Origin of the sequence: Pseudomonas silesiensis (assembly GCF_001661075.1) — a bacterium.
GTDB lineage: Bacteria > Pseudomonadota > Gammaproteobacteria > Pseudomonadales > Pseudomonadaceae > Aquipseudomonas > Aquipseudomonas silesiensis.
Map to the genome: position 1 here is coordinate 6,350,894 of NZ_CP014870.1, position 22,589 is coordinate 6,373,482.

Annotated in this window: 20 protein-coding genes and 1 riboswitch; of the genes, 8 read left to right on the plus strand and 12 right to left on the minus strand. The window is 59.9% G+C overall.

Translation table 11 applies throughout. The features are described 5' to 3' along the window. Window positions 1-33: 33 nt before the first annotated feature. On the minus strand, window positions 34-2,157 hold the full coding sequence (locus PMA3_RS28180) for a putative bifunctional diguanylate cyclase/phosphodiesterase (protein WP_064680202.1): 2,124 nt from the start codon (window positions 2,155-2,157) through the stop codon (window positions 34-36). 323 nt (window positions 2,158-2,480) lie between these two features. On the opposite strand from PMA3_RS28180, the gene PMA3_RS28185 reads away from it, so the two are divergent. Further along, entirely contained in the window at window positions 2,481-3,149 is a 669-nt protein-coding gene (locus tag PMA3_RS28185; RefSeq protein ID WP_064680203.1) for a polysaccharide lyase family 7 protein, read from the plus strand. A gap of 79 nt (window positions 3,150-3,228) precedes the next feature. On the opposite strand, the gene fba is transcribed toward PMA3_RS28185, so the two are convergent. The 6 genes from fba to tkt all read right to left on the minus strand — a co-directional run bounded on the left by fba (window position 3,229) and on the right by tkt (window position 9,572). After that, window positions 3,229-4,293: a class II fructose-bisphosphate aldolase gene (fba, locus tag PMA3_RS28190; RefSeq protein ID WP_046045276.1), complete on the minus strand. Its 1,065-nt coding sequence runs from the start codon at window positions 4,291-4,293 to the stop codon at window positions 3,229-3,231. Window positions 4,294-4,525: 232 nt separating this feature from the next. Continuing rightward, window positions 4,526-4,858 carry an MliC family protein gene (locus tag PMA3_RS28195; RefSeq protein ID WP_064680204.1) on the minus strand — a complete coding sequence of 111 codons (333 nt, stop codon included), beginning with the start codon at window positions 4,856-4,858 and terminating at the stop codon, window positions 4,526-4,528. 56 nt (window positions 4,859-4,914) lie between these two features. Beyond that, window positions 4,915-5,136, minus strand: coding sequence for a hypothetical protein (locus PMA3_RS28200; protein WP_064680205.1), 222 nt, complete (start codon window positions 5,134-5,136; stop codon window positions 4,915-4,917). A gap of 34 nt (window positions 5,137-5,170) precedes the next feature. Beyond that, the gene (locus tag PMA3_RS28205) at window positions 5,171-6,334 is read right to left on the minus strand and encodes a phosphoglycerate kinase (RefSeq protein WP_052965040.1); all 1,164 of its coding nucleotides are present in this window, start codon (window positions 6,332-6,334) and stop codon (window positions 5,171-5,173) included. 16 nt (window positions 6,335-6,350) lie between these two features. Further along, window positions 6,351-7,403 carry an erythrose-4-phosphate dehydrogenase gene (epd, locus tag PMA3_RS28210; RefSeq protein ID WP_064680206.1) on the minus strand — a complete coding sequence of 351 codons (1,053 nt, stop codon included), beginning with the start codon at window positions 7,401-7,403 and terminating at the stop codon, window positions 6,351-6,353. Between the two features lie 171 nt (window positions 7,404-7,574). Continuing rightward, entirely contained in the window at window positions 7,575-9,572 is a 1,998-nt protein-coding gene (tkt, locus tag PMA3_RS28215; protein ID WP_064680207.1) for a transketolase, read from the minus strand. 273 nt (window positions 9,573-9,845) lie between these two features. Between tkt and PMA3_RS28220 the strand changes: the two genes are divergently transcribed. From PMA3_RS28220 to PMA3_RS28235, 4 genes are all read left to right on the plus strand, one after another. Continuing rightward, window positions 9,846-10,841, plus strand: coding sequence for an ArsR/SmtB family transcription factor (locus PMA3_RS28220; protein WP_064680208.1), 996 nt, complete (start codon window positions 9,846-9,848; stop codon window positions 10,839-10,841). A gap of 18 nt (window positions 10,842-10,859) precedes the next feature. Then, window positions 10,860-12,050, plus strand: coding sequence for a methionine adenosyltransferase (gene metK, locus PMA3_RS28225; RefSeq protein WP_064680209.1), 1,191 nt, complete (start codon window positions 10,860-10,862; stop codon window positions 12,048-12,050). 281 nt (window positions 12,051-12,331) lie between these two features. Then, a complete protein-coding gene (gene ligB, locus PMA3_RS28230; RefSeq protein ID WP_064680210.1) occupies window positions 12,332-14,020 on the plus strand; it encodes an NAD-dependent DNA ligase LigB in 1,689 nt (562 codons plus the stop codon). Window positions 14,021-14,107: 87 nt separating this feature from the next. Continuing rightward, window positions 14,108-14,503: a DUF1090 domain-containing protein gene (locus PMA3_RS28235; RefSeq protein WP_064680211.1), complete on the plus strand. Its 396-nt coding sequence runs from the start codon at window positions 14,108-14,110 to the stop codon at window positions 14,501-14,503. Between the two features lie 162 nt (window positions 14,504-14,665). Here PMA3_RS28235 and PMA3_RS28240 read toward each other — a convergent pair whose 3' ends face one another. Then, window positions 14,666-15,115, minus strand: coding sequence for a c-type cytochrome (locus PMA3_RS28240; RefSeq protein ID WP_064680212.1), 450 nt, complete (start codon window positions 15,113-15,115; stop codon window positions 14,666-14,668). 127 nt (window positions 15,116-15,242) lie between these two features. Between PMA3_RS28240 and mltA the strand changes: the two genes are divergently transcribed. Further along, window positions 15,243-16,424, plus strand: a complete 1,182-nt coding sequence (gene mltA / locus PMA3_RS28245; protein ID WP_064680213.1) for a murein transglycosylase A — start codon at window positions 15,243-15,245, stop codon at window positions 16,422-16,424. 140 nt (window positions 16,425-16,564) lie between these two features. Here the strand turns inward: mltA and PMA3_RS28250 are convergent, their stop codons facing one another. Together PMA3_RS28250 and PMA3_RS28255 are read right to left on the minus strand one after the other, a co-directional pair. After that, complete coding sequence (locus tag PMA3_RS28250) at window positions 16,565-16,948, minus strand: MAPEG family protein (RefSeq protein ID WP_064680214.1); 384 nt, start codon at window positions 16,946-16,948, stop codon at window positions 16,565-16,567. Window positions 16,949-17,004: 56 nt separating this feature from the next. Beyond that, window positions 17,005-17,838: an EamA family transporter gene (locus PMA3_RS28255; RefSeq protein WP_064680215.1), complete on the minus strand. Its 834-nt coding sequence runs from the start codon at window positions 17,836-17,838 to the stop codon at window positions 17,005-17,007. 327 nt (window positions 17,839-18,165) lie between these two features. Between PMA3_RS28255 and PMA3_RS28260 the strand changes: the two genes are divergently transcribed. After that, on the plus strand, window positions 18,166-19,335 hold the full coding sequence (locus PMA3_RS28260) for an MFS transporter (RefSeq protein ID WP_064680216.1): 1,170 nt from the start codon (window positions 18,166-18,168) through the stop codon (window positions 19,333-19,335). Window positions 19,336-19,450: 115 nt separating this feature from the next. Here PMA3_RS28260 and PMA3_RS28265 read toward each other — a convergent pair whose 3' ends face one another. Together PMA3_RS28265 and PMA3_RS28270 are read right to left on the minus strand one after the other, a co-directional pair. Continuing rightward, window positions 19,451-20,338, minus strand: a complete 888-nt coding sequence (locus PMA3_RS28265; protein ID WP_064680217.1) for a formate/nitrite transporter family protein — start codon at window positions 20,336-20,338, stop codon at window positions 19,451-19,453. 111 nt (window positions 20,339-20,449) lie between these two features. Continuing rightward, window positions 20,450-20,854, minus strand: a complete 405-nt coding sequence (locus tag PMA3_RS28270; protein WP_064680218.1) for an acyl-CoA thioesterase — start codon at window positions 20,852-20,854, stop codon at window positions 20,450-20,452. Between the two features lie 198 nt (window positions 20,855-21,052). Continuing rightward, a riboswitch (S-adenosyl-L-homocysteine riboswitch) is annotated at window positions 21,053-21,151 on the plus strand. Between the two features lie 23 nt (window positions 21,152-21,174). Between PMA3_RS28270 and ahcY the strand changes: the two genes are divergently transcribed. After that, complete coding sequence (ahcY, locus tag PMA3_RS28275) at window positions 21,175-22,584, plus strand: adenosylhomocysteinase (RefSeq protein WP_064680219.1); 1,410 nt, start codon at window positions 21,175-21,177, stop codon at window positions 22,582-22,584. Window positions 22,585-22,589 lie beyond the last annotated feature (5 nt).

A 22,589-nucleotide genomic window follows, 5' to 3' on the forward strand; every position in this document is an offset into this window, starting at 1 on the left:
ATCAGAAACGAACAGGTCGCCAGTGTAGCGAATTCAGCGGACCAGCGTGCTCCAGTCGAACGGCTGCACAAAGTCACCGACGTCCTCGGCCATCATCGGTTGCCCGACCAGAAACCCTTGTACGTACTCGCAGCCATTCGCGTGCAGCCACTCATATTGCGCAACGGTTTCTACGCCTTCGGCGACCACCAGCATTCCGTATTGCCTGCACAGCTCGATCACATTGCGCACCAGTGCCGCATCCCGTGAAGACGCCGGCAGCCGGGAGATCAAATGCCGGTCGAGTTTGAGCGTGTCCAGCTCCAGGTCGCGCAGATGAGACAGCGAGCACGGCCCGGAACCAAAGTCATCCAGGGCGACCCGCACCCCCAGATTGCGCAGCAGGCGCACCTGTTTGCGGGTTTCGTCGGGATTGTGCATCAAGGCCTCTTCGGTGACCTCGACCTCCAGATGGCGTGCCTGCAGACCGTTGCGCTCCAACACCTGACGCAATTCGGTGACCAGATTAGGCATGCCGAACTGCGTGCCGCTCAAACTGACGCCCAGCACCAGGTCCTCGGCAAACAAGGTTTCCCAAGCCTTGCGCTGACCTGCCCCGCACTGGTAAATCCAGCTGCCCAACCGGCTGATTAACCGCGCCTCTTCCAGCAATGGCAAAAACAACCCGGGCGGCACATCGCCGACACTCGGGTGCTGCCAGCGCAGCAGTGCTTCGAAGCCGCGAATCTGTCCGCTGGCAATGGATACCTGGGGTTGATACACCAGATTGAAATCACGGTTATCGATGGCTGTCCGGACACTTTCTTCGAGCATCAAACGCGACCGTGCCCGGCCATTCATGTCGTGATCGTAGAAGCGATACTGTTGTCGGCCGGCACGCTTGGCTTCATACATGGCGATGTCCGACGCTCGCAGCAAGCCGTCGAGATTGGCCCCGCAATCCGGGAAAGTGGCAATACCGATGCTGGCGCCCAGGGCGATATCCAGACCGTCGATCTGCTGACAGATCGACACGCGCTCAATCAGCTTCTCGGCAATCTTTGCCGCTTGCTCGGGGAATTCCAGATCCAGCAACGCCGTGAATTCGTCGCCGCCCATGCGCGCCAGGATGTCGAAAGGTCGCAGACAGGCCTTCAACTGTTCGGAGACCCAGCGCAATACCCGGTCACCGGCATCGTGACCGAGCGAGTCATTGACCCGCTTGAAGCCGTCGAGGTCCAGATAGAGCAATACCCAGACACTGTCAGTACGTTCGCCACGCAGCAGAAGATTTTCCACCGTCTGGTAGAAACCCCGACGATTGAGCAGCCCGGTCAGCGGGTCGGTCACTGCCTGATACTCCAGCTGTTGGTGCAAATGACGCACGACCGACATGTCCAGCACCGTCACCACCATGGCCTGCTGCTCGGCGGGCAGAGGTGCGCAGGACAGCGCGACCGGCACTTGTTGACCCGGTGCCGTGCGCAGCAGCGCATCATGCAGGCGCAGGGTTTCACCGCGCCTGTAACCGTCGAGCAATTCGGAACCGGCCCAGACAGGGATGTGTGGCTTTTGCAGGTAATCCAGGAATTCCTTGCCCTGCAGGTCTTGCACGGTGGCGTTGAGCAGCCGCGACATTGCAGGATTGGCAAAACGGATCAGACCGTCCTCACCGACCACCACAATGCCTTCGGCGGCATTATCCAATACCGATGCATTAAACGCGCGAGCGACCTCCAGATCGTGGCTCAGGCGCTGCAACGCGCGGCGATTGCGCTGATGCTCAAGCACCGCCTGCACTTTCGGCTTGAGTATTTGCGGATCGAAGGGTTTGAACAGGTAATCCACCGCGCCGCTGGCATAGCCCTTGATCACGGCGGCCCGGGACTGTTCGTTGGCGGTGAGGAAAATGATGGGCGTGTGGCAAGTGCGTTGGCTGCCGCGCATCAGACGCGCGACTTCAAAGCCATCCATGCCCGGCATCTGCACATCCAGCAGCACCAGGTCCACATCGTGTTCGAGCAACAGATCGAGGGCTTCGAAGCCCGAGGCGGCGGTCAAGACCTGCCAGCCTGGGCGCTGGAGCAGCGCGCGCATGCTGATCAGGTTTTCCGGGTAATCATCGACGATTAAAAGAATTGAGCTGGCTTCGGCTGGCGTCGCTTGCGCGCATTCCATGCTGCTTCTCTTTTTCGGGGCGGCAGGCCGGCTTCTTGTGAACGCCGGACAAATACTAAGCCTTCACTCTAGTCCCGGATCTGTGAAAGCAGAAGGTGTCAGTACGCCACCATTTAACCATTGCGTACATTGCCGACTAACGGTCGCCCCTACAACCCCCTGAAACCGGGAAAGATGGCATTTCGACAGGATGTTGACGTCAACCATCTGTCAGACCGACATTAACAAATTGGCCGTGTGCGCTTATAAAGACCGCCCTCCAAGGCGTGTGCTAGAGCATCTGGCACGTGCGTGCAGCAAAAAATCGTGGAAGCTTTTTGACTATGATCGATCTCGCAACCTGGAACTTGAGTGTTCCCGTCGGCAATCCGCCGTACACCGTCGACACGCCCAAACTGGTGAACGGCTTCAAGGATAAATACTTCAACTCCGACTCCGGCACGCTTTTTTTCTGGACGCCAGTGACGGGTACTCGCACTGAAAACGCCTCATATCCTCGCACCGAGTTGCGCGAAACCTATAGCAATGGAGAGCTGCGCAATTGGCTGTATCCGGACGCCGATAACTCCTTGCGTGCCACGCTGGCGATCAACCAGGTGCCCAGTTCCGGCAAGATCGTCATCGGCCAGATTCACGCTTACAAAAGCCAGAAGCCCATGGTGAAGGTCGAGTACCAGTACAAGACCGAGACGCAGACAGGCAACATTGTCGCCAAAGTACGCATGCGCCCCGATGACGGCGACAGCCGGGTGATCACCATCGCCACCGGCGTGAAGCTGAATCAGCAATTTGCCTACATGATTCACCTGAGCCCCCACGGCGCACTGGGCATCAGTGCGGCGGGCTACAAGTGGGACACCGACATCAGCAAGACCTGGAGCGTCAAGCCGCTGTACTTCAAGGCCGGGGTGTATGTGCAGGACCACACCGGATACACCAGCGAAGGCGGGGAGGTGACGTTTACCAAGCTTGATATTGATCACGATAAATAACTGAATCGTGACCGGGTAACATCCCCCTCATAAAAAACCCGCCTCTCGGCGGGTTTAATGTCAATCAAACGCTGGAGGCTTAGTTGACCTTAGCGTTCAACTCACCCTTCAGGTAACGCTGATACATCGCTTCCAGCGAGATCGGCTTGATCTTCGAAGCGTTACCAGCCGTACCAAAGGCTTCATAACGAGCGATGCACACATCACGCATCGCAGTCACGGTCGCGCCGAAGAACTTGCGTGGGTCGAACTCGCTCGGGTTGGTGGCCATCAGGCGACGCATCGCACCGGTGGACGCCAGGCGCAGGTCGGTGTCGATGTTGACCTTGCGCACGCCGTGCTTGATGCCTTCGACGATTTCTTCTACCGGCACGCCGTAGGTTTCCTTGATGTCGCCACCGTACTGGTTGATGATCGCCAGCCAGTCTTGCGGCACCGAAGACGAACCGTGCATCACCAGGTGAGTGTTCGGGATGCGCTTGTGGATTTCCTTGATACGGTCGATCGCCAACACGTCGCCGGTAGGTGGCTTGGTGAACTTGTAAGCGCCGTGGCTGGTGCCGATGGCGATGGCCAGGGCGTCGACCTGCGTGCGCTTGACGAAGTCAGCGGCTTCTTCCGGGTCGGTCAGCATCTGGCTGTGATCCAGAACGCCTTCGGCGCCGATGCCGTCTTCTTCACCGGCCATGCCGGTTTCCAGCGAACCCAGGCAACCCAGCTCGCCTTCTACCGATACGCCACAGGCGTGAGCCAGGGCTACGGTTTGTTGGGTGACGCGGATGTTGTAGTCGTAGTCGGTCGGGGTCTTGCCGTCTTCACCCAGGGAACCGTCCATCATCACCGAGCTGAAGCCCAGTTGGATGGAGCGCTGGCACACGTCAGGGCTGGTGCCGTGGTCCTGGTGCATGCACACCGGGATGTGCGGGAATTCTTCGATTGCCGCCAGGATCAGGTGACGCAGGAACGGTGCGCCGGCATATTTGCGAGCACCGGCCGAAGCCTGGACGATCACCGGGGAGTCAGTCTTGTCAGCGGCTTCCATGATCGCGCGCATCTGCTCAAGGTTGTTGACGTTGAAGGCTGGAACGCCGTAGCCGAATTCGGCTGCGTGGTCCAGCATCTGGCGCATGCTGATAAGTGCCATTGTGTGTGTCTCTCCCGGTTTAGGGTCGTTAATCGTGTCAGCCTGCCGTAGCGACGGCGGCTATTCAAGTTATTGCAGATCGGGGGTTGGTCCGGGCTGCGAATTCGGTATTCGATTTCCTGTAGGAGCGAAGCTTGCTCGCGAAAGCGGTCGAACTGCCAACACATGTGTTGAATGTGATGACCTCTTCGCGAGCAAGCTTCGCTCCTACAGGTTTAACGCAATCCATCAATTACTCGGCCTTGCAACCGCGGCCGATCAAATCATTGGTGGCAACCCAGTAAGCCAGGCCTTCCTCACCTTTTATGTGAAATGCCAGTACGTCGTTGCTGTACAGCGAACCTTCGGCGCCCGGTTCAAGCTTCAAAGGGTAGACCTTATCGGTACCACCCAGGCGAACGTCGACGTCCTTGCGAGCGGCATCGGTATAGCGCCAAAGCACCTTGGCCTGGCTGTCGCAGGTCCAGGTGGTCCAGCTGTCCGTCGATTCGGCAGGCTTGAACAGGTTCAGACTGGAGCAACCTGCCAGCAGAGCCAGCGCCGTAATGGCGATAAAACCTTTCATCCATGTTCCTCGACTGACGGCGCACGCCGCCAGCCCTGAGTAAAGTGTCAGACCCGTCAAGGGCAACCATGTTCCTTGGCCGGGGTCTGGGTCTCGTATTTTTCCAGGCCATCAGGCCCGGAACGCTTGTTGATCACCGGGTTGGTTTCAGCCTGCCAGTCGGCCTGGTAGCAGCCTTTGTCCTGTTCAGACGTCTCGTGCACCGGCGGAGCTTTCGGGTTACTACCGCAAGCCGCCAGCACACCCGCCGCGATCAACAGCGCTAACGTCTTGACCATGTGAACACTCCCTTGCCTGGTCAAATGGGCAGCCTCAGGCCTTGGCCCGGCTTTCAAGCACTTCAACGGCCGGCAGCACCTTGCCTTCGACGAATTCGAGGAACGCGCCGCCGCCGGTAGAAATGTAGGAGATTTGATCGGCAACGCCATATTTATCGATGGCTGCCAGAGTGTCACCGCCGCCGGCGATGGAGAACGCCGAACTTTCAGCGATGGCCTGGGCCAGCACTTTGGTGCCATTACCGAACTGGTCGAATTCGAACACGCCCACCGGACCGTTCCACAGGATGGTCTTGGATGACTTCAGCAGCTCGGCGAAATTCGCCGCGGTCTGCGGCCCGATGTCCAGGATCATGTCGTCTGCGGCCACGTCGGCAATCAGCTTGACGGTAGCGGTCGCGCTTTCAGCGAATTCCTTGGCGACCACCACGTCCACCGGCAGCGGAACGCTGACCTTGGCGGCGATTTCGCGAGCGGTGTCCAGCAGGTCCGGCTCGTACAGGGACTTGCCCACCGGGTGACCGGCCGCAGCAAGGAAGGTGTTGGCAATGCCGCCGCCGACGATCAGCTGGTTGCAGATCTGGCTCAGGCTGTTGAGCACGTCGAGTTTGGTCGAAACCTTGGAGCCGGCAACGATAGCGGCCATTGGCTGCGCGGGGGCGCCAAGGGCCTTGCCCAGAGCATCCAGTTCGGCGGCCAGCAGCGGGCCGGCAGCGGCGACTTTGGCGAACTTGGCCACGCCATGGGTCGAACCCTCGGCGCGGTGAGCGGTGCCGAAGGCGTCCATCACAAACACGTCGCACAGGGCCGCGTATTGCTTGGCCAGTTCGTCAGCGTTCTTTTTCTCGCCCTTGTTGAAGCGCACGTTTTCAAACAGCACGATGTCGCCGGCTTTCACGTCGACGCCGCCCAGGTAATCGGACACCAGCGGCACTTCGCGGCCCAGCGCCTTGCTCAGGTAGTCAGCCACTGGCTTGAGGCTGTTCTCGGCCGAGAACTCGCCTTCGGTCGGACGGCCAAGGTGCGAGCAGACCATCACGGCCGCGCCTTTTTCCAGGGCCAGCTTGATGGTCGGCAGCGAAGCCAGGATTCGCGCATCGCTGGTGACAACACCGTCCTTGACTGGGACGTTGAGGTCTTCGCGAATCAGTACGCGCTTACCTTGCAGATCGAGGTCGGTCATCTTCAACACGGTCATGGGTCGCATTCCTGAGTTACTGTTTTTTGGAAATAGCTGCTTGCAGATAGTGTTCTGCAACATCCAGCATTCGATTGGCAAAACCCCATTCGTTGTCGAACCAGGCCAGGATGTTCACCAGCCGCGGGCCGGAAACTCGGGTCTGACTGGCATCGACGATGGCCGAATGTGGGTCATGATTGAAATCACAGCTTGCGTGAGGCAACTCGGTGTAGGCCAGAAGGCCTTTGAGCGGGCCATGGGTGGCGGCCTCGCGCAGAATCCGGTTGACCTCGGTGGCGTCGGTATCGCTCACGGTCTGCATCGTAATGTCGAGGCAAGACACGTTAACCGTCGGCACCCGCACGGCTTTGGCCTGAATTCGCCCGGCAAGTTCCGGCAACAGGCGTTCGATGCCACGCGCCAGACCAGTGGACACCGGAATCACCGACTGGAACGCCGATCGGGTGCGGCGCAGGTCTTCGTGGTGATAGGCGTCAATGACCGGTTGATCGTTCATTGCCGAATGGATGGTGGTGATCGAGACGTATTCCAGACCAATGGCCTGATCCAGCAGGCGCAACAGCGGCACGCCGCAGTTGGTGGTGCAGGAGGCGTTGGATACCAGCAGCTCGTCGCCGGTCAGGCAATCCTGGTTCACCCCATAGACGATGGTGGCGTCGACATCCGCCTCGCTGGCCATCGGCTGGGAAAACAGTACCCGCGGCGCGCCGGCATCAAGGAAACGCTGGCCATCTTCACGGGTGTGGTAAGCGCCGGAGCACTCCAGCACCAGATCGACGCCCAGCGACGCCCAATCGATGCCTTCGGGGGTGGCACTGCGCAGGACCTTCACGCAGTCGCCATTAATATGCAGACAATCGCCTTCAACCCTCACTTCGCCGGGAAAACGCCCGTGGGTGGAGTCGAAGCGTGTCAGGTATTCGATGCTGGCCATGTCGGCCAGATCGTTGATCGCGACAATTTCAAACCCGGCCTTTGCCCCTCGCTCGAACAAAGCGCGCAAGACGCAACGACCAATCCGGCCGTAGCCGTTGAGTGCAACTTTGTAGGGACGCGGTTGAGGCATGGGGTTCTCGATTACCGTGGTGAATCCGTCAGTTCTGCGTTGAATGTTCAATTGCCTTCGCGGGCAAGCCTCGCTCCTACAGGTTTTCGGTTGTTTTGAAAAACAACGCAATCCTTGTAGGAGCGAGGCTTGCCCGCGAAGACGTCAGCCCGGACAACGCAACTGTCGGATTTAGTCTTCCAGCAGCTCTTCAGCCTGACCCAGGATGTTTTCCAGGGTAAAGCCAAACTCTTCGAACAAGGCTGGCGCAGGCGCCGACTCGCCGTAGGTGGTCATGCCGATCACGCGGCCTTCCAGGCCCACGTACTTGTACCAGTAGTCCGCATGGGCGGCTTCGATGGCGATACGGGCGCTGACCTGCAACGGCAGAACCGCTTGCTTGTAGTCGGCATCCTGAGCATCGAACACGCTGGTGCAAGGCATCGAAACAACACGCACTTTGCGACCCTGTTCGGTCAGCTTGTCGTAAGCCTGAACCGCCAGGCCGACTTCGGAACCGGTAGAGATCAGGATCAGCTCAGGCTCGCCGTCGCAGTCCTTCAACACGTAACCGCCACGGGCGATGTCGGCGATCTGGAACGCATTGCGGGTTTGGTGCTGCAGGTTCTGACGCGAGAAAATCAGCGCCGAAGGGCCGTCCTTGCGTTCCAGAGCCATTTTCCAGCACACCGCTGATTCAACGGCATCGGCTGGACGCCAGGTGTCGAGGTTCGGCGTGCTGCGCAGGCTGGTCAGTTGCTCGATCGGCTGGTGAGTCGGGCCGTCTTCGCCCAGGCCGATGGAGTCGTGGGTGTAGACGAACACCACGCGCTTCTTCATCAGCGAAGCCATGCGTACCGCGTTGCGCGCATATTCCATGAACATCAGGAAGGTCGCGCCGTACGGCACCAGGCCGCCGTGCAGGGTCACGCCGTTCATGATCGCGCTCATGCCGAATTCGCGAACGCCGTAGTACATGTAGTTGCCGCTGGCATCTTCAGCCGTGACACCTTTGCAACCTTTCCACAGGGTCAGGTTGGAACCGGCCAGGTCAGCCGAACCGCCCAGCAGCTCCGGCAACAGCGGGCCATAGGCATTCAGGGCGTTCTGGCTGGCTTTACGGCTGGCGATGGTTTCGCCCTTGGCCGCCACTTCAGCGATGTAGGCATCGGCCTTCTCGGAGAAGTCAGCCGGCAGATCGCCGCTCAGACGACGAACCAGCTCGTTGGCCAGTTCAGGGAAGGCAGCGGAGTAGTCCGCGAAACGTTGATCCCACTCGGCTTCCGCCGCGCGACCGGTTTCCCTGGCGTCCCACTCGGCGTAGATATCGGCCGGGATTTCGAACGGACCGTGGTTCCAGTTCAGCGCAGTGCGGGTCAGGGCGATTTCCGCGTCACCCAGAGGGGCACCGTGGCAGTCTTCCTTGCCTTGCTTGTTCGGCGAACCGAAACCGATGGTGGTCTTGCAGCAGATCAGGGTCGGTTGCTCGCTTTTGCGCGCGGTCTCGATCGCGGTCTTGATTTCTTCCGGGTCGTGACCGTCGACGTTGCGAATCACCTGCCAGTTGTAGGCTTCGAAACGCTTGGGCGTGTCGTCGGTGAACCAGCCTTCGACTTCGCCGTCGATGGAGATGCCGTTGTCATCGTAGAAGGCGATCAGCTTGCCCAGGCCCAAGGTACCGGCAAGCGAGCCGACCTCGTGGGAAATGCCTTCCATCATGCAGCCATCGCCGAGGAACACGTAGGTGTGGTGATCGACAACGTTGTGGCCTGGACGGTTGAACTGCGCCGCCAGGACTTTTTCTGCCAGGGCGAAACCCACGGCATTGGCCAGGCCCTGGCCCAGTGGACCGGTGGTGGTTTCCACGCCAGGGGTGTAGCCGAATTCCGGGTGACCCGGGGTGCGACTGTGCAGCTGGCGGAAGTTTTTCAGGTCATCGATCGACAGGTCGTAGCCGGTCAGGTGCAGCAGCGAATAAATCAACATCGAGCCGTGACCGTTGGACAGCACGAAGCGGTCACGGTCGGCGAACGAAGGATTGCTCGGGTTGTGCTTGAGGTAGTCGCGCCAAAGCACTTCGGCGATATCCGCCATACCCATAGGGGCACCGGGATGGCCGCTGTTGGCTTTTTGCACGGCATCCATGCTGAGGGCACGAATGGCGTTGGCACGCTCACGACGGCTAGGCATCGCTGTTCTCCTGCGGGTTCTGAATCGAGAATGAATAAAACGAAACGGAAAAAAGGCGAGCATTTTCCCTCACCCACCGGCCTCGGGGCAATGACAGATAATCATCTGAAGAGGTTTTTCCAATGGATAACCCTGTATTCGACTGATGAAACCTTTCCGCAATTCGTCTGTTGACTGAATCCGGCCCTGAGAAGTGCCATCTATCGTTCAATATCAAAACTTTTTGATATTGCCCTTGCGATGCATTCTGAGCGTCACTAGACTGCTGGCCCTATGAATTTACGCGCGCGCTCCATTCGTCATGACCCTTGCGATGGGCTGTCGGCCCTGTGCAAGGCCGGTGGCGATCCTCTGCGCCTGACAGTATTGCGCGCGCTGGCCAACGACTCGTTCGGCGTGTTGGAACTGGCGCAAATCTTCGGCATCGGCCAGTCGGGCATGAGTCATCATCTCAAGGTACTGGCCCAGGCCGACCTGGTGGCCACCCGCCGTGAAGGCAATGCGATTTTTTACCGCCGCGCCCTGCCCCACACCGATCTGCCGGGTGGCAAGCTGCATGCCGCGCTGCTGGAAGAAGTGGATAGCCTGAGCTTGCCTGCTGACGTGCAGTCGCGCATCGCTCAGGTCCATGGACAACGAGCCGCGGCCAGCCAGGACTTTTTCTCACGGGTGGCGGAGAAGTTTCGTGCCCAGCAAGACTTGATCGCCGGCCTGTCGCAATACCGCGAAAGCGTGGTGGCATTGCTCGACAAGCTGAGTTTCAACCCAGGCGCCACCGCCATTGAAGTCGGCCCCGGCGACGGCGCCTTTCTGCCGGAGCTGGCGCGCCGCTTCACCCAGGTCACGGCGCTGGACAACAGCCCGGCCATGCTCGAACTGGCGCGCCAGGTCTGCGAACGCGAGTCCCTGCCTAACGTCAGCCTGCAACTGGCCGATGCATTGAACGGTGTGAGCCTCAAGGCCGATTGCGTCGTACTGAACATGGTGCTGCACCACTTTGCCGCGCCGGCCGATGCGCTCAAGCACATGGCCGGCCTGCTGCACCCGGGCGGCAGCCTGTTAGTCACAGAGTTATGTAGCCACAACCAGAGTTGGGCCAGGGAGGCCTGCGGTGATCTCTGGTTGGGGTTTGAACAGGACGATCTCGCCCGTTGGGCCACCGCCGCGGGACTCGTTCCCGGGGAAAGTCTCTATGTAGGCTTACGTAATGGTTTCCAGATTCAGGTCCGCCATTTTCAGCGACCGACTGGCGACACTCACCATCGGTAAATTCAGGAAAAAATCGAGATGAGCGAATACTCCCTCTTCACCTCCGAGTCCGTGTCTGAAGGGCATCCGGACAAAATCGCCGACCAGATTTCCGATGCAGTGCTGGACGCCATCATTGCTGAAGACAAGTTCGCCCGCGTGGCGTGCGAAACCCTGGTGAAAACCGGCGTTGCAATCATTGCCGGTGAAGTCACCACCTCGGCCTGGGTTGACCTGGAGCAGATCGTTCGTGACGTCATCACCGACATCGGCTACACCAGCTCCGACGTCGGGTTCGACGGTGCGACCTGCGGCGTGATGAACATCATCGGCAAGCAGTCTCCCGACATCAACCAGGGCGTCGACCGGGCCAAGCCTGAAGATCAGGGCGCCGGTGACCAGGGCCTGATGTTCGGCTACGCCAGCAACGAAACCGACGTGCTGATGCCAGCCCCGATCACCTTCTCTCACCAGTTGGTACAGCGCCAGGCCGAAGCCCGTAAATCCGGCCTGCTGCCGTGGTTGCGTCCGGACGCCAAGTCCCAGGTCACCTGCCGTTACGAAAACGGCAAGGTGGTGGGCATCGACGCGGTCGTACTGTCGACCCAGCACAACCCTGAAGTGTCGTACAAAGACCTGCGCGAAGGCGTGATGGAGCTGATCGTCAAGCACGTGCTGCCTGCCGAACTGCTGCACAAGGACACCCAGTTCCACATCAACCCGACCGGCCAGTTCATCATCGGTGGCCCGGTAGGCGACTGCGGCCTGACCGGGCGCAAGATCATCGTCGACACCTACGGCGGCATGGCTCGCCACGGTGGCGGCGCGTTCTCCGGTAAAGATCCATCGAAGGTTGACCGCTCGGCCGCCTACGCCGGTCGTTACGTGGCCAAGAACATCGTCGCCGCCGGCCTGGCCGAGCGTTGCGAGATCCAGGTCTCCTACGCCATCGGTGTGGCCCAGCCAACGTCGATCTCGTTGAACACCTTCGGCACCGGCAAGATCAGCGATGAGAAAATCATCAACCTGGTCCGCGAAGTGTTCGACCTGCGTCCCTACGCAATCACCACCATGCTCGACCTGCTGCACCCGATGTACCAGGAAACCGCTGCGTACGGCCACTTCGGTCGCACCCCGGACACCAAGACCGTCGGTGACGATACATTCACCACCTTCACCTGGGAAAAAACCGATCGCGTCGACGCCCTGCGTTCGGCTGCCGGTCTGTAAGGCTTTCCTGGCAGTACAAAAGCCCCGCACGGTTCGTCGTGCGGGGTTTTTTATTGTCTTTCGCTTCACATCGTGTCGCCGCTTTCGCCGGAACGCCGCCCGGAGTAAGCCGATCCAGGTGAGCGCTGGATTCGTGGACGACGCAGATCCACTGTGGGAGCGAGCTTGCTCGCGAAGAGGCCAGCCAGATCACCACAGAAACACCAGGCAAAACACCCACCCTGCTCGCCAGCCAATACTGACTAACCTTCGAACATCCCCAACGAGCAAGGACGCTCTAGATGCTCCCCACCCTGCGTGCATTACTCGGTTTCATACTGAGCTTTCTCAGTCTGACCACCCACGCCACCGAATGCCCGGACTGGCCGCCGACTCGCGCCCAAGCCGAAATCAGCACACTGCAAAAACAAATCGACCTCTGGGACGACAGCTATCATCGCGCCGGCCGCTCCCTGGTCGCCGACGAACTCTATGATCAAGCCCGTTTGCGACTGAGCGAATGGCAAGAATGCTTCTCTGCTGGCACCTCCCCCGAACCCTTGCGCACGGCAGGTGGCCCGGTTGCTCACCCCATCGCCCACACCGGCCTGGGAAAGCTCCATGAGGGTCGTGCTGTCGACACCTGGCTCAAAGGTCGAAGCAATGTCTGGATTCAGCCCAAGGTCGACGGTGTGGCGGTGACACTGATCTACCGCAAAGGCCAGTTGGTTCAGGCGATCAGTCGCGGCGACGGGCTCACTGGCCAGGACTGGACCACCCCGGCGCGCCAGATTGCCAGCATCCCCCGGCAACTGTCACAGCCACTGGATCTGCTGGTGCAAGGCGAACTCTATTTGCGCGTGACCGACCACGTTCAAGCGCAGGCCGGCAGCCTCAGTGCCCGCGGCACCGTGGCCGGCTTGATGGCCCGCAAGACGCTGAGTGCCGAGCAAGCTGCCGGGATCGGCCTGTTTGTCTGGGACTGGCCCCAAGGCCCGGCCAGTTTGCCCGCACGCATAGCAGCCCTGGATGAGTTGGGGTTCTCGAGCACTGCGCCTTATAGTCACTCGATCAAGACATTCGCCGAGGCCGAACGCTGGCGCGATCACTGGTATCGCTCGCCCCTGCCCTTCGCCAGCGATGGCATCGTGCTGCGCCAGGACCAACGCCCAGCCGCCGAACGCTGGCAGGCCAAAGCACCTTATTGGATCGTCGCCTGGAAATACCCCGTTGCCCAGGCGCTGGCCGAGGTGCGCAGGGTCGACTTCAAGATCGGCCGGACCGGGCGCATCACGCCGGTGCTGGAATTGACGCCGCTGAGGCTCGATGACCGGCAGATCAAGCGAGTCAGTGTGAGCTCCCTGCAACGCTGGGAAGCGATGGACATCCGGCCTGGTGATCAGGTCGCCATCAGCCTGGCGGGCCTGACCATCCCCAGGCTCGATGGTGTCGTCCTGCGCAGCACCGAACGCGCTGAATTGAACGTGCCGCGGGCAGCGGACTTTCATCCGCTCAGTTGTTGGCAGCCGACACCGGGATGCGAAAGTCAATTTCTTGCACGCCTGGCCTGGCTGAGTGGTAACCAGGGGCTGGCCTTGCCCCATGTCGGTACCGGCACTTGGGAGAAACTTCTCGAAACAGGCCACCTGAACGGACTGCTGGATTGGTTAACCCTCGATGCCCAAGAGCTTGCTAACATTGACGGCTTCGGCGAGCGCAGCAGCGCTCGTCTGTTGAACAGTTTCAGCATCGCCCGGCAACGTCCGTTCGTCCGCTGGCTCAAAGCCCTGGGCATGCCGCCGACCGGCCAGGCACGCCTCGGCGCTTCATGGCAGGCACTGGCGCAACGCAACACTGAACAATGGCAGGCCGAAACCGATATCGGTCCGGGACGCGCAGCGCAATTGAGCGCATTTTTCCGCGACCCGCAGGTCCTGGCCTTGAGTGAAACTTTACGTATGGCGGGGATTGACGGTTTCCAGGGCCGTTGATGCCCGTCCACCTCGGAACCCAATGGTGCCGGCGGGCTCAAACGATCCATCGCCACATCGACCCGATTGCCTTCACATGGAGCTTTTATGAAACTTCTTTCACACCTCGCCCTGTTGACCCTATGCAGTGTGATGGCCGCTCCGCTGATGGCCGCCGAAGAAGCTCCGGGCCTGACCGGATGCGCCGCCAAGAAGCAGGGCATCATCAACCAGATCGAACTGGCCAAATCCCGCGGCAACGCCGATCAACAGGCTGGCCTGGAAACGGCTCTGAGCGAGGTCACCGCCAACTGCACCGATGCCTCCCTGAAGAAAGAGCGGGAGAACAAGGTGCTCGACGCCAAGCACGAAGTCAGCCAGCGCCAGGCCGACCTCGACAAGGCGATGAAGAAGGGCGATGCAGAGAAAATCAACAAACGCAAAGACAAACTCGCAGAGTCCCGCAAGGAGTTGCAGGAAGCGCTCGACGAACTGGATAAGTGACCCCTTGTAGGAGCGAGCGATGCGGCGACCCGACTTGCCCGCGAAGAACGATAACGCGGTGTACCTGACAGACCGGGGCGTTCCTTTCGCGGGCAAGTCGGGTCGCCGCATCGCTCGCTCCTACAGTGGGAAACGATCGACCCGGTCATGAACACCATCAGATCAATGATCCCGAAACTCTTTATGGCAAGCACTGCAGGCATCTTCGACTTTCTGCACGGCCGGCCCCAGGTTACTGGCCTTGTAGGGCTGAACCTTGCTGGCAACCACCAGGTCACCAGTGGCGGCTTCAAGGCTGCGGGCCAATTCCTGGAAGCGTGCCTGCTGCTGCCAGACATCATCCTTGGCGCTGGTGTGATCTTCTTCGCGCACCTGGGGGAAATGTTTCCACGGCTCACGAGACAGGGTATCCAGTTTCACCGCCCCCTCAGCGAATCGCCCGCCGTCGAATGGAATACGGCCACGCAACATGCCGCCAAGGTCTTCACTGGTCTTGAGCATTTGCTTGAAGATCGCCTTGCGCTGGCCCAGCGGCGAATTGGGGTCCACACCGCCGCACGCGGACAAGGTCAGGCAGGCCAGCAATACAATGGAAAGTCTTTTAAAAGTCATGGTGGCTTCAGGTCACTGGAAACGGCGGCCAGTATCCTCGCGTCACCCGCAAACACCAATAGCCCTATTATCAATACGGGTTGCATGAGCGCAGTTAGCACTCAGGCAACCGCAAAGGAATTACTCCATGAACAGCCGTAACACGTCATGGCGTCACCGCCTGACCTGGACCCTTCCAATGGTGGCCGTGCTGGCGGGCTGCACCGGCGGTGAACCCGACAAACCGAAAACCCACGCCCTGGCGACCTACTCCAGCGCCACGTGGGAAGCACTGCCCGCGGTGTCCGACGCCGATCTGGTGGCCGGCTTCGGTTCGTGGCGCAGCGCATGCACCCGACTCAAGGCCGACCCGGTCTGGGGCTCGACCTGCGCCGCTGCCGCCAGCGTGCCACAAACCGCCAGCGAGATTCGCGGGTTCCTCAAGCAGAACCTCGACGTCTATGGCCTGCGCGCAGCCAATGACAACCCTGACGGCTTGATCACCGGCTACTACGAACCGGTTTATCCGGGCAGCCTGACCCAGACCGACGTAGCGAATATCCCGGTGTACGGCGTACCCGAAGACATGATCATCGTCTCCCTGGACAGCATCTACCCCGAACTCAAGGGCAAACGTCTGCGAGGACGGCTCGAAGGTCGCGTGCTCAAGCCCTACGACGATGCGGCAACGATCGAGACCAAAGGGGTCAAGGCACCCGTCGTAGCCTGGCTGACCGATCCGATGAACCTGCAATTCCTGCAGATCCAGGGTTCGGGACGCATTCAGCTCGACAGCGGCCGCCAGTTGCGCATTGCGTATGCCGACCAGAATGGCCATCCGTATCGACCTATCGGTCGCTGGCTCGTAGAACAGGGCGAGCTGAAGAAAGAAGACGTGACCATGGGCGCCATCAGCAATTGGGCCAAGGCCAACCCGGCACGCATTCCCGAACTGCTCGGCAGCAACCCGAGCTACGTGTTCTTCACCCAAAACCCGGACAGCAATGAAGGACCTCGCGGCTCGCTGAACGTACCCCTGACCGCCGGCTACAGCGCGGCAGTGGATCGCAAGGTGATTCCGCTGGGCAGCCTGTTGTGGTTATCCACCACTAAACCGGACGGTTCGGCCCTGGTTCGTCCGGTGGCTGCTCAGGACACCGGCGGTGCGATTGCCGGCGAAGTGCGAGCGGATCTGTTCTGGGGCACTGGCGAGGCGGCCGGGCAGTTGGCCGGCGACATGAAGCAGCAGGGGCAGATCTGGATGTTGTGGCCTAAAGGTGCGGCGTTGCCACAGGTGCCGCAGGTTGCCGATGCGAAGAAAAATCCGTGAGCCATGCTTTGGCAGTCAGATAGCTTTCGCGAGCAAGCCCGCTTGTGGATCTCTTTAGTGCACAAATTCTTTGTTCACCGGAGATCTCCTGTGGGAGCGGGCTTGCTCGCGAAGGGGCCAGAACAAACACCGCAGATCCGTCAGGCAGACACCACAAACAACCCGACAATCAACCCCATCCCCACCAACCACACCAACGACCGCAAAATCGCCCAGTCGACCAGGTAGCAAATTATGTACAGCAGCCGGCTGGTGATGAACAACACCGCCATCACGTCGATTGTCACCAACTCGGCATTGCCCGCCAGATGCGCCACGATCACTGCCGCGGCAAACGCCGGGGTCACTTCGAAACCGTTCAGTTGCGCCGCATAGGCACGCCGGCCCAACCCATTTAACGAATCGAGAAAATCCCGGGGATCATGGTTGTCTTTCAACCTGAACCCGCCACTGATCTTGGCCACGTAAGTGCACAGGTAAGGCAGTAAAAACGCGATCAAAATGCACCACAGAGCAACCGTCATAAAGCCATCCCTTCTTCAAGTTTCGTGCGTCGATGTTTTCGTCGACGGTGAGCCAGTCAAAATTTCATCACCAGCATGCCGATCAACACCAGCCCACAAGCTAAGAGCCGGGGCCCGCCAAAAGGTTCTTTCAGGTAACGCATGCCGAACACCACCACCAGAATCACACTGATCTCGCGCAACGCCGCCGCTTCGGCAATCGAGCCCAGTTGCATCGCCCACAGCACCAGAGCGTAGCTGAACAATACGCAGAACCCGACCGCCAACCCCAGTCGCCATTGTTCCCGCCAGAACAACATGAACGCCGGCCGCTTGCGCACCAACGCCAGCAATGGGAATGGCCAGGCGCTGAGTAAAGTCACCCAGACCAGGTAGTCCAGTGGATGGGACCAGCGCCGCAAAGCCTGGCCATCGATGAAGGTGTAGCAACCGATGCACAGGCCGATCAACGCCACCACCGGCAGCATCGACCATGGCAGCCGTGCGCCGCCACCGCCTTGCCATAGCAGACAAAGCATGCCGAGCGGGATCAAAAGGATTCCGAAAATTTGCTGGTTCGACAGCACCTCCCCGGCAAATATCAGCGTCAACGCCAGCACCACCAATGGCGACAAACCCCGCATCAAGGGATAGACAAGCCCGAGGTCGCCCACCCGATAAGCCTGGATCAGCAGGTAGCGATAGAGCAGTTCGAACGCCGCCGACGCGAAGATCCACGGCCAGAGTTCAAGGGGTGGCCATTCCACGAAGGGCAGCATCAGCGCGACGAAGAGCATCGCCACACTGTCCATGCAGGCCACCACCAACAGGCGTTCGGCACTGAATTTGATCAGGGTATTCCACGCCGCGTGCAGCAGCGCCGCCACCAACACCAAAACCGTTGCAAGCACGGCACACTCCTTTTGTTGTCCCTGCACCCCCCCTGTAGGAGCGAGCTTGCTCGCGATGGTCGTCAACGATAACGCGTGTTTTCTGCTAAAACGCGGTGCCCTGACGTTCTTCGCGAGCAAGCTCGCTCCTACAAGGTCCGGAAGGTCCGGGCAGAGAATTGATTCGCCATATGTCCGCAGCTGTTTATACTGCAAGCGACCACGCCGCACTCAGTTGCGCACAGACTAATTCCAATAATTCCTGCCACCGCCCGCTCTCGTCGAGAACGGTCATCGGCATGCGTATGCCTGATCAAAGCGTCAAGACTACCCACAGAGACCTTGTGCATGCCACTCGCCTTGCTTGCCCTCGCTGTTGCCGCGTTCGGCATCGGCACCACTGAATTCGTCATCATGGGCTTGTTGCCCGATGTCGCCCGGGACCTTGCCGTGAGCATTCCCCAAGCCGGCCTGCTGATCACTGGCTATGCCCTGGGCGTGGTGTTCGGCGCACCGATCCTCGCGGTCGGCACCGCCAATATGCCGCGCAAAGCGACGCTGCTGGGCATGACGCTGATGTTCATCCTGGGCAACATCCTCTGCGCCCTGGCCCCGAACTACGCCACGCTGATGGCCGCGCGCGTGATCACTGCGCTGTGCCATGGCGCCTTCTTTGGCATCGGCTCGGTCGTCGCGGCCGGCTTGGTGGCACCGAACAAACGCGCCCAGGCGATTGCCATGATGTTTACCGGCCTGACCCTGGCCAATGTGCTCGGCGTGCCGCTGGGCACCGCGCTCGGACAATACGCCGGCTGGCGTTCGACCTTCTGGGCCGTGTCAGTGATCGGCGTGATCGCGGCGATCGCACAGTGGGTCTGGCTGCCGAAAGACATCACGATGGAAAAGGCCAACCTGGCCAGTGAGTTCAAAGTGCTGGGCAAGGTTAACGTGTTGCTGGCGCTGGGCATGAGTGTGCTGGCGTCGACCAGCCTGTTCAGCGTGTTTACCTATATCGCCCCTATCCTTCAGGACATCACCGGCGTCAGCCCTCACGGGGTGACGATCATGCTGCTGTTATTCGGGGTCGGGCTGACGGCGGGCAGCATGCTCGGCGGGCGGCTGGCGGACAGTCGTTTGTTGCCGTCACTGGTGGGGATGGCGCTGGCGGTAGTCGTGGTCCTGGCGGCTTTCAGCCAGACCAGCCATTCGGTCATTCCGGCGGCGATCACGTTGGTGTTGTGGGGGATTTTCGCGTTTGCGCTGTGCCCGATCCTGCAACTGCTGATCATCGATGAAGCACATGAGGCGCCGAACCTGGGTTCGACCTTGAATCAGAGCGCATTCAACCTGGGTAATGCGGCGGGCGCATGGATTGGCGGGTTGGTTGTCGCCAGCGGGGCGGATCTGGCGGACTTGCCGTGGACCGGGGCGCTGGTCAGCGGGTTGACGGTGCTGGCGGCGCTTTTCTTTATTTATCTGCAACGTCGCGGTGTCACTGCGGTCAATGTGTCTGGCTGAATAATTACATCGCGCCTGACTCTGCTTTCGCCGGTAAGCCGGTCCTGCTGTCGCGCCTGTCAAACATGTCACCCGTGATGAGCCTGCACCAGTGGCACAGGCCGGGCATCACTGATTACTTCCTGGTCTTCTGCGGGTCAGGCTCCTGGCCTTGATCTGCAGATTTCTTTGGCGGCCCGCTCTCACTGCGAATCTGCGCGTGGCTGATCAGCGCGAAGATAAAGCTGCCGCCGACGATATTGCCCACCAGGGTCGGCCCGGCGAATATCAGCCAGAAGTCCTTCCACGGCAACTCGCCGGCAAACACCAGATACGACACCTCGGCCGAACCGACCACGATGTGGGTGAAGTCCCCCAGCGCCATCAGGTAGGTGATGAGGATGATGATCCACATCTTGGCGCTCTCCATGGATGGGATCATCCAAACCATGGTTGCGATCATCCAGCCTGACACGATGCCCTTGGCGAACATCTGACTGGCGTCGTTCTCCATGATCTTGCGGCCGATATCGAGGAAGGCCAGGTCGGTCTTGCTGTCGAAAATCGGCAGGTGCAGCATCACATACGCCACCAGTATCGTGCCGCACAGGTTGCCCACCAGCACCACCGACCACAGACGCAGCAATCGCCCGAAATTGTTCAATGAAGGTTTGGTCATGACCGGCAACACAGCCGTCAGGGTGTTTTCGGTGAACAATTGCTGGCGGGCGAGAATCACTGCCAGAAAACCCGCGCAGTAACCGAAACTGGCAATCACCTTGAAGCCTTCGCCGTCCGGCAGGCGGGAATTGAGCAGGCCCATGGCCATCAGGGATAGCCCCATGGTCAGGCCGGCAGCGAGGGCCGACCACCATAAGGCGGCGACGCTACGCTCGAGCTCCATATCGCCCTGGGTTCGGATGATTTCGTGCAGTACCGCGGCGCGCGGTGGCTGGCTCTTGTCGACTTCCTTTTTCTCTTGCGCCGAAAGGTTCGGGGTCTTGCCGTCTTTTTGCGTGTCCATATAGCTCCGGAACCGGTGGCGTGCGATGTAGGTAGGACACGCAGGGTACGGAGCTGTTCAGTACCCTGTTAAATCATCATTGCAGGGCCGGCGAAGGGCGCGCCGCCGATCTCATTCGTCGATGCCATCACCCTTGAACTGGTCCTTAACGTACTTGATCTCGGTCTGGCCATGAGGTGCGGGCAAGCCGTCTTCACCCAGGTTGACGAAGACAATCCTGTCCACCGTCAGGATGCTTTTGCGGGTGATTTTGTTGCGCACTTCGCACTTGAGGGTGATCGAGGTGCGACCGAACTCGGTGGCGGTGATGCCCAGCTCGATGATGTCGCCCTGGCGCGAGGCGCTGACGAAGTTGATTTCGGAAATGTACTTGGTGACCACGCGCTGATTGCCCAGCTGGACGATGGCGTAGATTGCCGCTTCTTCGTCGAGCCAGCGCAACAGGCTGCCGCCGAACAGCGTGCCGTTGGGGTTGAGGTCTTCGGGTTTTACCCATTTGCGGGTGTGGAAATTCATGTTCACTCCTGACCGTCTTGCCGATTGATGCCGGCCATCATGGCAGAGCCCGGGCCAGAGCTCTATTGAGCATCGCCTATGGCCTCGATTACCGTTCGGACATTGATCAACAGAAACGCTTTGGAAGATAAGAATAGCCCGCTATAATCGCCACCGTTTCAAAACGGTCATCTCCAGTTGATACCGTTTTCCCGCCACCTGTCCGAGGGGCGCTGCAGCAGGTTCGACCTGTCAGGCTCGGATGGGGCGTTGCCTGGCCACGGCCAGACACTAAACGCACAACGGCGCCCATTCGCATACATTACGAATGGAGGCTCATCATGAGCGCTGTTATCACGCCTGCAGATTTTAACGATTACAAAGTCGCCGACATGTCCCTGGCTGCCTGGGGCCGTCGCGAAACCATCATCGCCGAATCCGAAATGCCAGCCCTGATGGGTCTGCGCCGCAAGTATGCCGGTGAGCAACCGCTCAAAGGCGCGAAGATCCTCGGCTGCATCCACATGACCATTCAGACTGCCGTGCTGATCGAAACCCTGGTTGCCCTGGGTGCCGAAGTGCGTTGGTCGTCCTGCAACATCTTCTCGACTCAAGACCAGGCCGCTGCCGCCATCGCCGCTGCCGGCATCCCGGTGTTCGCCTGGAAAGGCGAGACTGAGCAAGAGTACGAGTGGTGCCTGGAGCAAACCATCCTGAAAGATGGCGCACCATGGGATGCCAACATGATCCTCGACGACGGCGGCGACCTGACCGAGCTGCTGCACAAGAAATACCCGGCGATCCTGGACCGCGTCCACGGCGTCACCGAAGAAACCACCACCGGCGTTCACCGCCTGCTGGACATGCTGGCCAAGGGCGAGCTGAAAATCCCGGCCATCAACGTCAACGACTCGGTGACCAAGAGCAAGAACGACAACAAGTACGGCTGCCGTCACAGCCTGAACGACGCGATCAAGCGCGGTACCGACCACCTGCTGTCCGGCAAGCAAGCGCTGGTCATCGGTTATGGTGACGTGGGCAAGGGTTCGGCCCAGTCCCTGCGTCAGGAAGGCATGATCGTTAAAGTTTCCGAAGTCGACCCGATCTGCGCCATGCAAGCCTGCATGGACGGCTACGAGCTGGTTTCGCCGTTCATCGACGGTATCAACAACGGTACTGAAGCAAGCATCGACAAAGCGCTGCTGGGCAAGATCGACCTGATCGTGACCACCACCGGCAACGTCAATGTTTGCGATGCGAACATGCTCAAGGCCCTGAAGAAGCGTGCTGTCGTCTGCAACATCGGCCACTTCGACAACGAAATCGACACCGCTTTCATGCGCAAGAACTGGGCATGGGAAGAAGTGAAGCCACAGGTTCACAAGATCCACCGTACCGGCCCTGGCGCATTCGACGCCCAGAACGATGACTACCTGATCCTGCTGGCCGAAGGCCGCCTGGTTAACCTGGGTAACGCCACCGGTCACCCAAGCCGCATCATGGACGGTTCGTTCGCCAACCAGGTTCTGGCGCAGATCTTCCTGTTCGGCCAGAAGTACGCCGACCTGTCGCCAGAGCAGAAAGCCGAGCGCCTGACCGTTGAAGTACTGCCGAAAAAACTCGACGAAGAAGTGGCCCTGGAAATGGTCCGCGGTTTCGGCGGCGTAGTGACTCAACTGACCAAGACCCAGGCCGACTACATCGGCGTGACCGTCGAAGGCCCGTTCAAGCCGCACGCTTACCGTTACTGATCGGA

Bases quoted from the DNA above. Each gene is read 5' to 3' on its own strand.
- PMA3_RS28180 (WP_064680202.1), bottom strand. From the start codon at position 2,157: ATGGAATGCGCGCAAGCGACGCCAGCCGAAGCCAGCTCAATTCTTTTA.
- PMA3_RS28185 (WP_064680203.1), top strand. From the start codon at position 2,481: ATGATCGATCTCGCAACCTGGAACTTGAGTGTTCCCGTCGGCAATCCG.
- fba (WP_046045276.1), bottom strand. From the start codon at position 4,293: ATGGCACTTATCAGCATGCGCCAGATGCTGGACCACGCAGCCGAATTC.
- PMA3_RS28195 (WP_064680204.1), bottom strand. From the start codon at position 4,858: ATGAAAGGTTTTATCGCCATTACGGCGCTGGCTCTGCTGGCAGGTTGC.
- PMA3_RS28200 (WP_064680205.1), bottom strand. From the start codon at position 5,136: ATGGTCAAGACGTTAGCGCTGTTGATCGCGGCGGGTGTGCTGGCGGCT.
- PMA3_RS28205 (WP_052965040.1), bottom strand. From the start codon at position 6,334: ATGACCGTGTTGAAGATGACCGACCTCGATCTGCAAGGTAAGCGCGTA.
- epd (WP_064680206.1), bottom strand. From the start codon at position 7,403: ATGCCTCAACCGCGTCCCTACAAAGTTGCACTCAACGGCTACGGCCGG.
- tkt (WP_064680207.1), bottom strand. From the start codon at position 9,572: ATGCCTAGCCGTCGTGAGCGTGCCAACGCCATTCGTGCCCTCAGCATG.
- PMA3_RS28220 (WP_064680208.1), top strand. From the start codon at position 9,846: ATGAATTTACGCGCGCGCTCCATTCGTCATGACCCTTGCGATGGGCTG.
- metK (WP_064680209.1), top strand. From the start codon at position 10,860: ATGAGCGAATACTCCCTCTTCACCTCCGAGTCCGTGTCTGAAGGGCAT.
- ligB (WP_064680210.1), top strand. From the start codon at position 12,332: ATGCTCCCCACCCTGCGTGCATTACTCGGTTTCATACTGAGCTTTCTC.
- PMA3_RS28235 (WP_064680211.1), top strand. From the start codon at position 14,108: ATGAAACTTCTTTCACACCTCGCCCTGTTGACCCTATGCAGTGTGATG.
- PMA3_RS28240 (WP_064680212.1), bottom strand. From the start codon at position 15,115: ATGACTTTTAAAAGACTTTCCATTGTATTGCTGGCCTGCCTGACCTTG.
- mltA (WP_064680213.1), top strand. From the start codon at position 15,243: ATGAACAGCCGTAACACGTCATGGCGTCACCGCCTGACCTGGACCCTT.
- PMA3_RS28250 (WP_064680214.1), bottom strand. From the start codon at position 16,948: ATGACGGTTGCTCTGTGGTGCATTTTGATCGCGTTTTTACTGCCTTAC.
- PMA3_RS28260 (WP_064680216.1), top strand. From the start codon at position 18,166: ATGCCACTCGCCTTGCTTGCCCTCGCTGTTGCCGCGTTCGGCATCGGC.
- PMA3_RS28265 (WP_064680217.1), bottom strand. From the start codon at position 20,338: ATGGACACGCAAAAAGACGGCAAGACCCCGAACCTTTCGGCGCAAGAG.
- PMA3_RS28270 (WP_064680218.1), bottom strand. From the start codon at position 20,854: ATGAATTTCCACACCCGCAAATGGGTAAAACCCGAAGACCTCAACCCC.
- ahcY (WP_064680219.1), top strand. From the start codon at position 21,175: ATGAGCGCTGTTATCACGCCTGCAGATTTTAACGATTACAAAGTCGCC.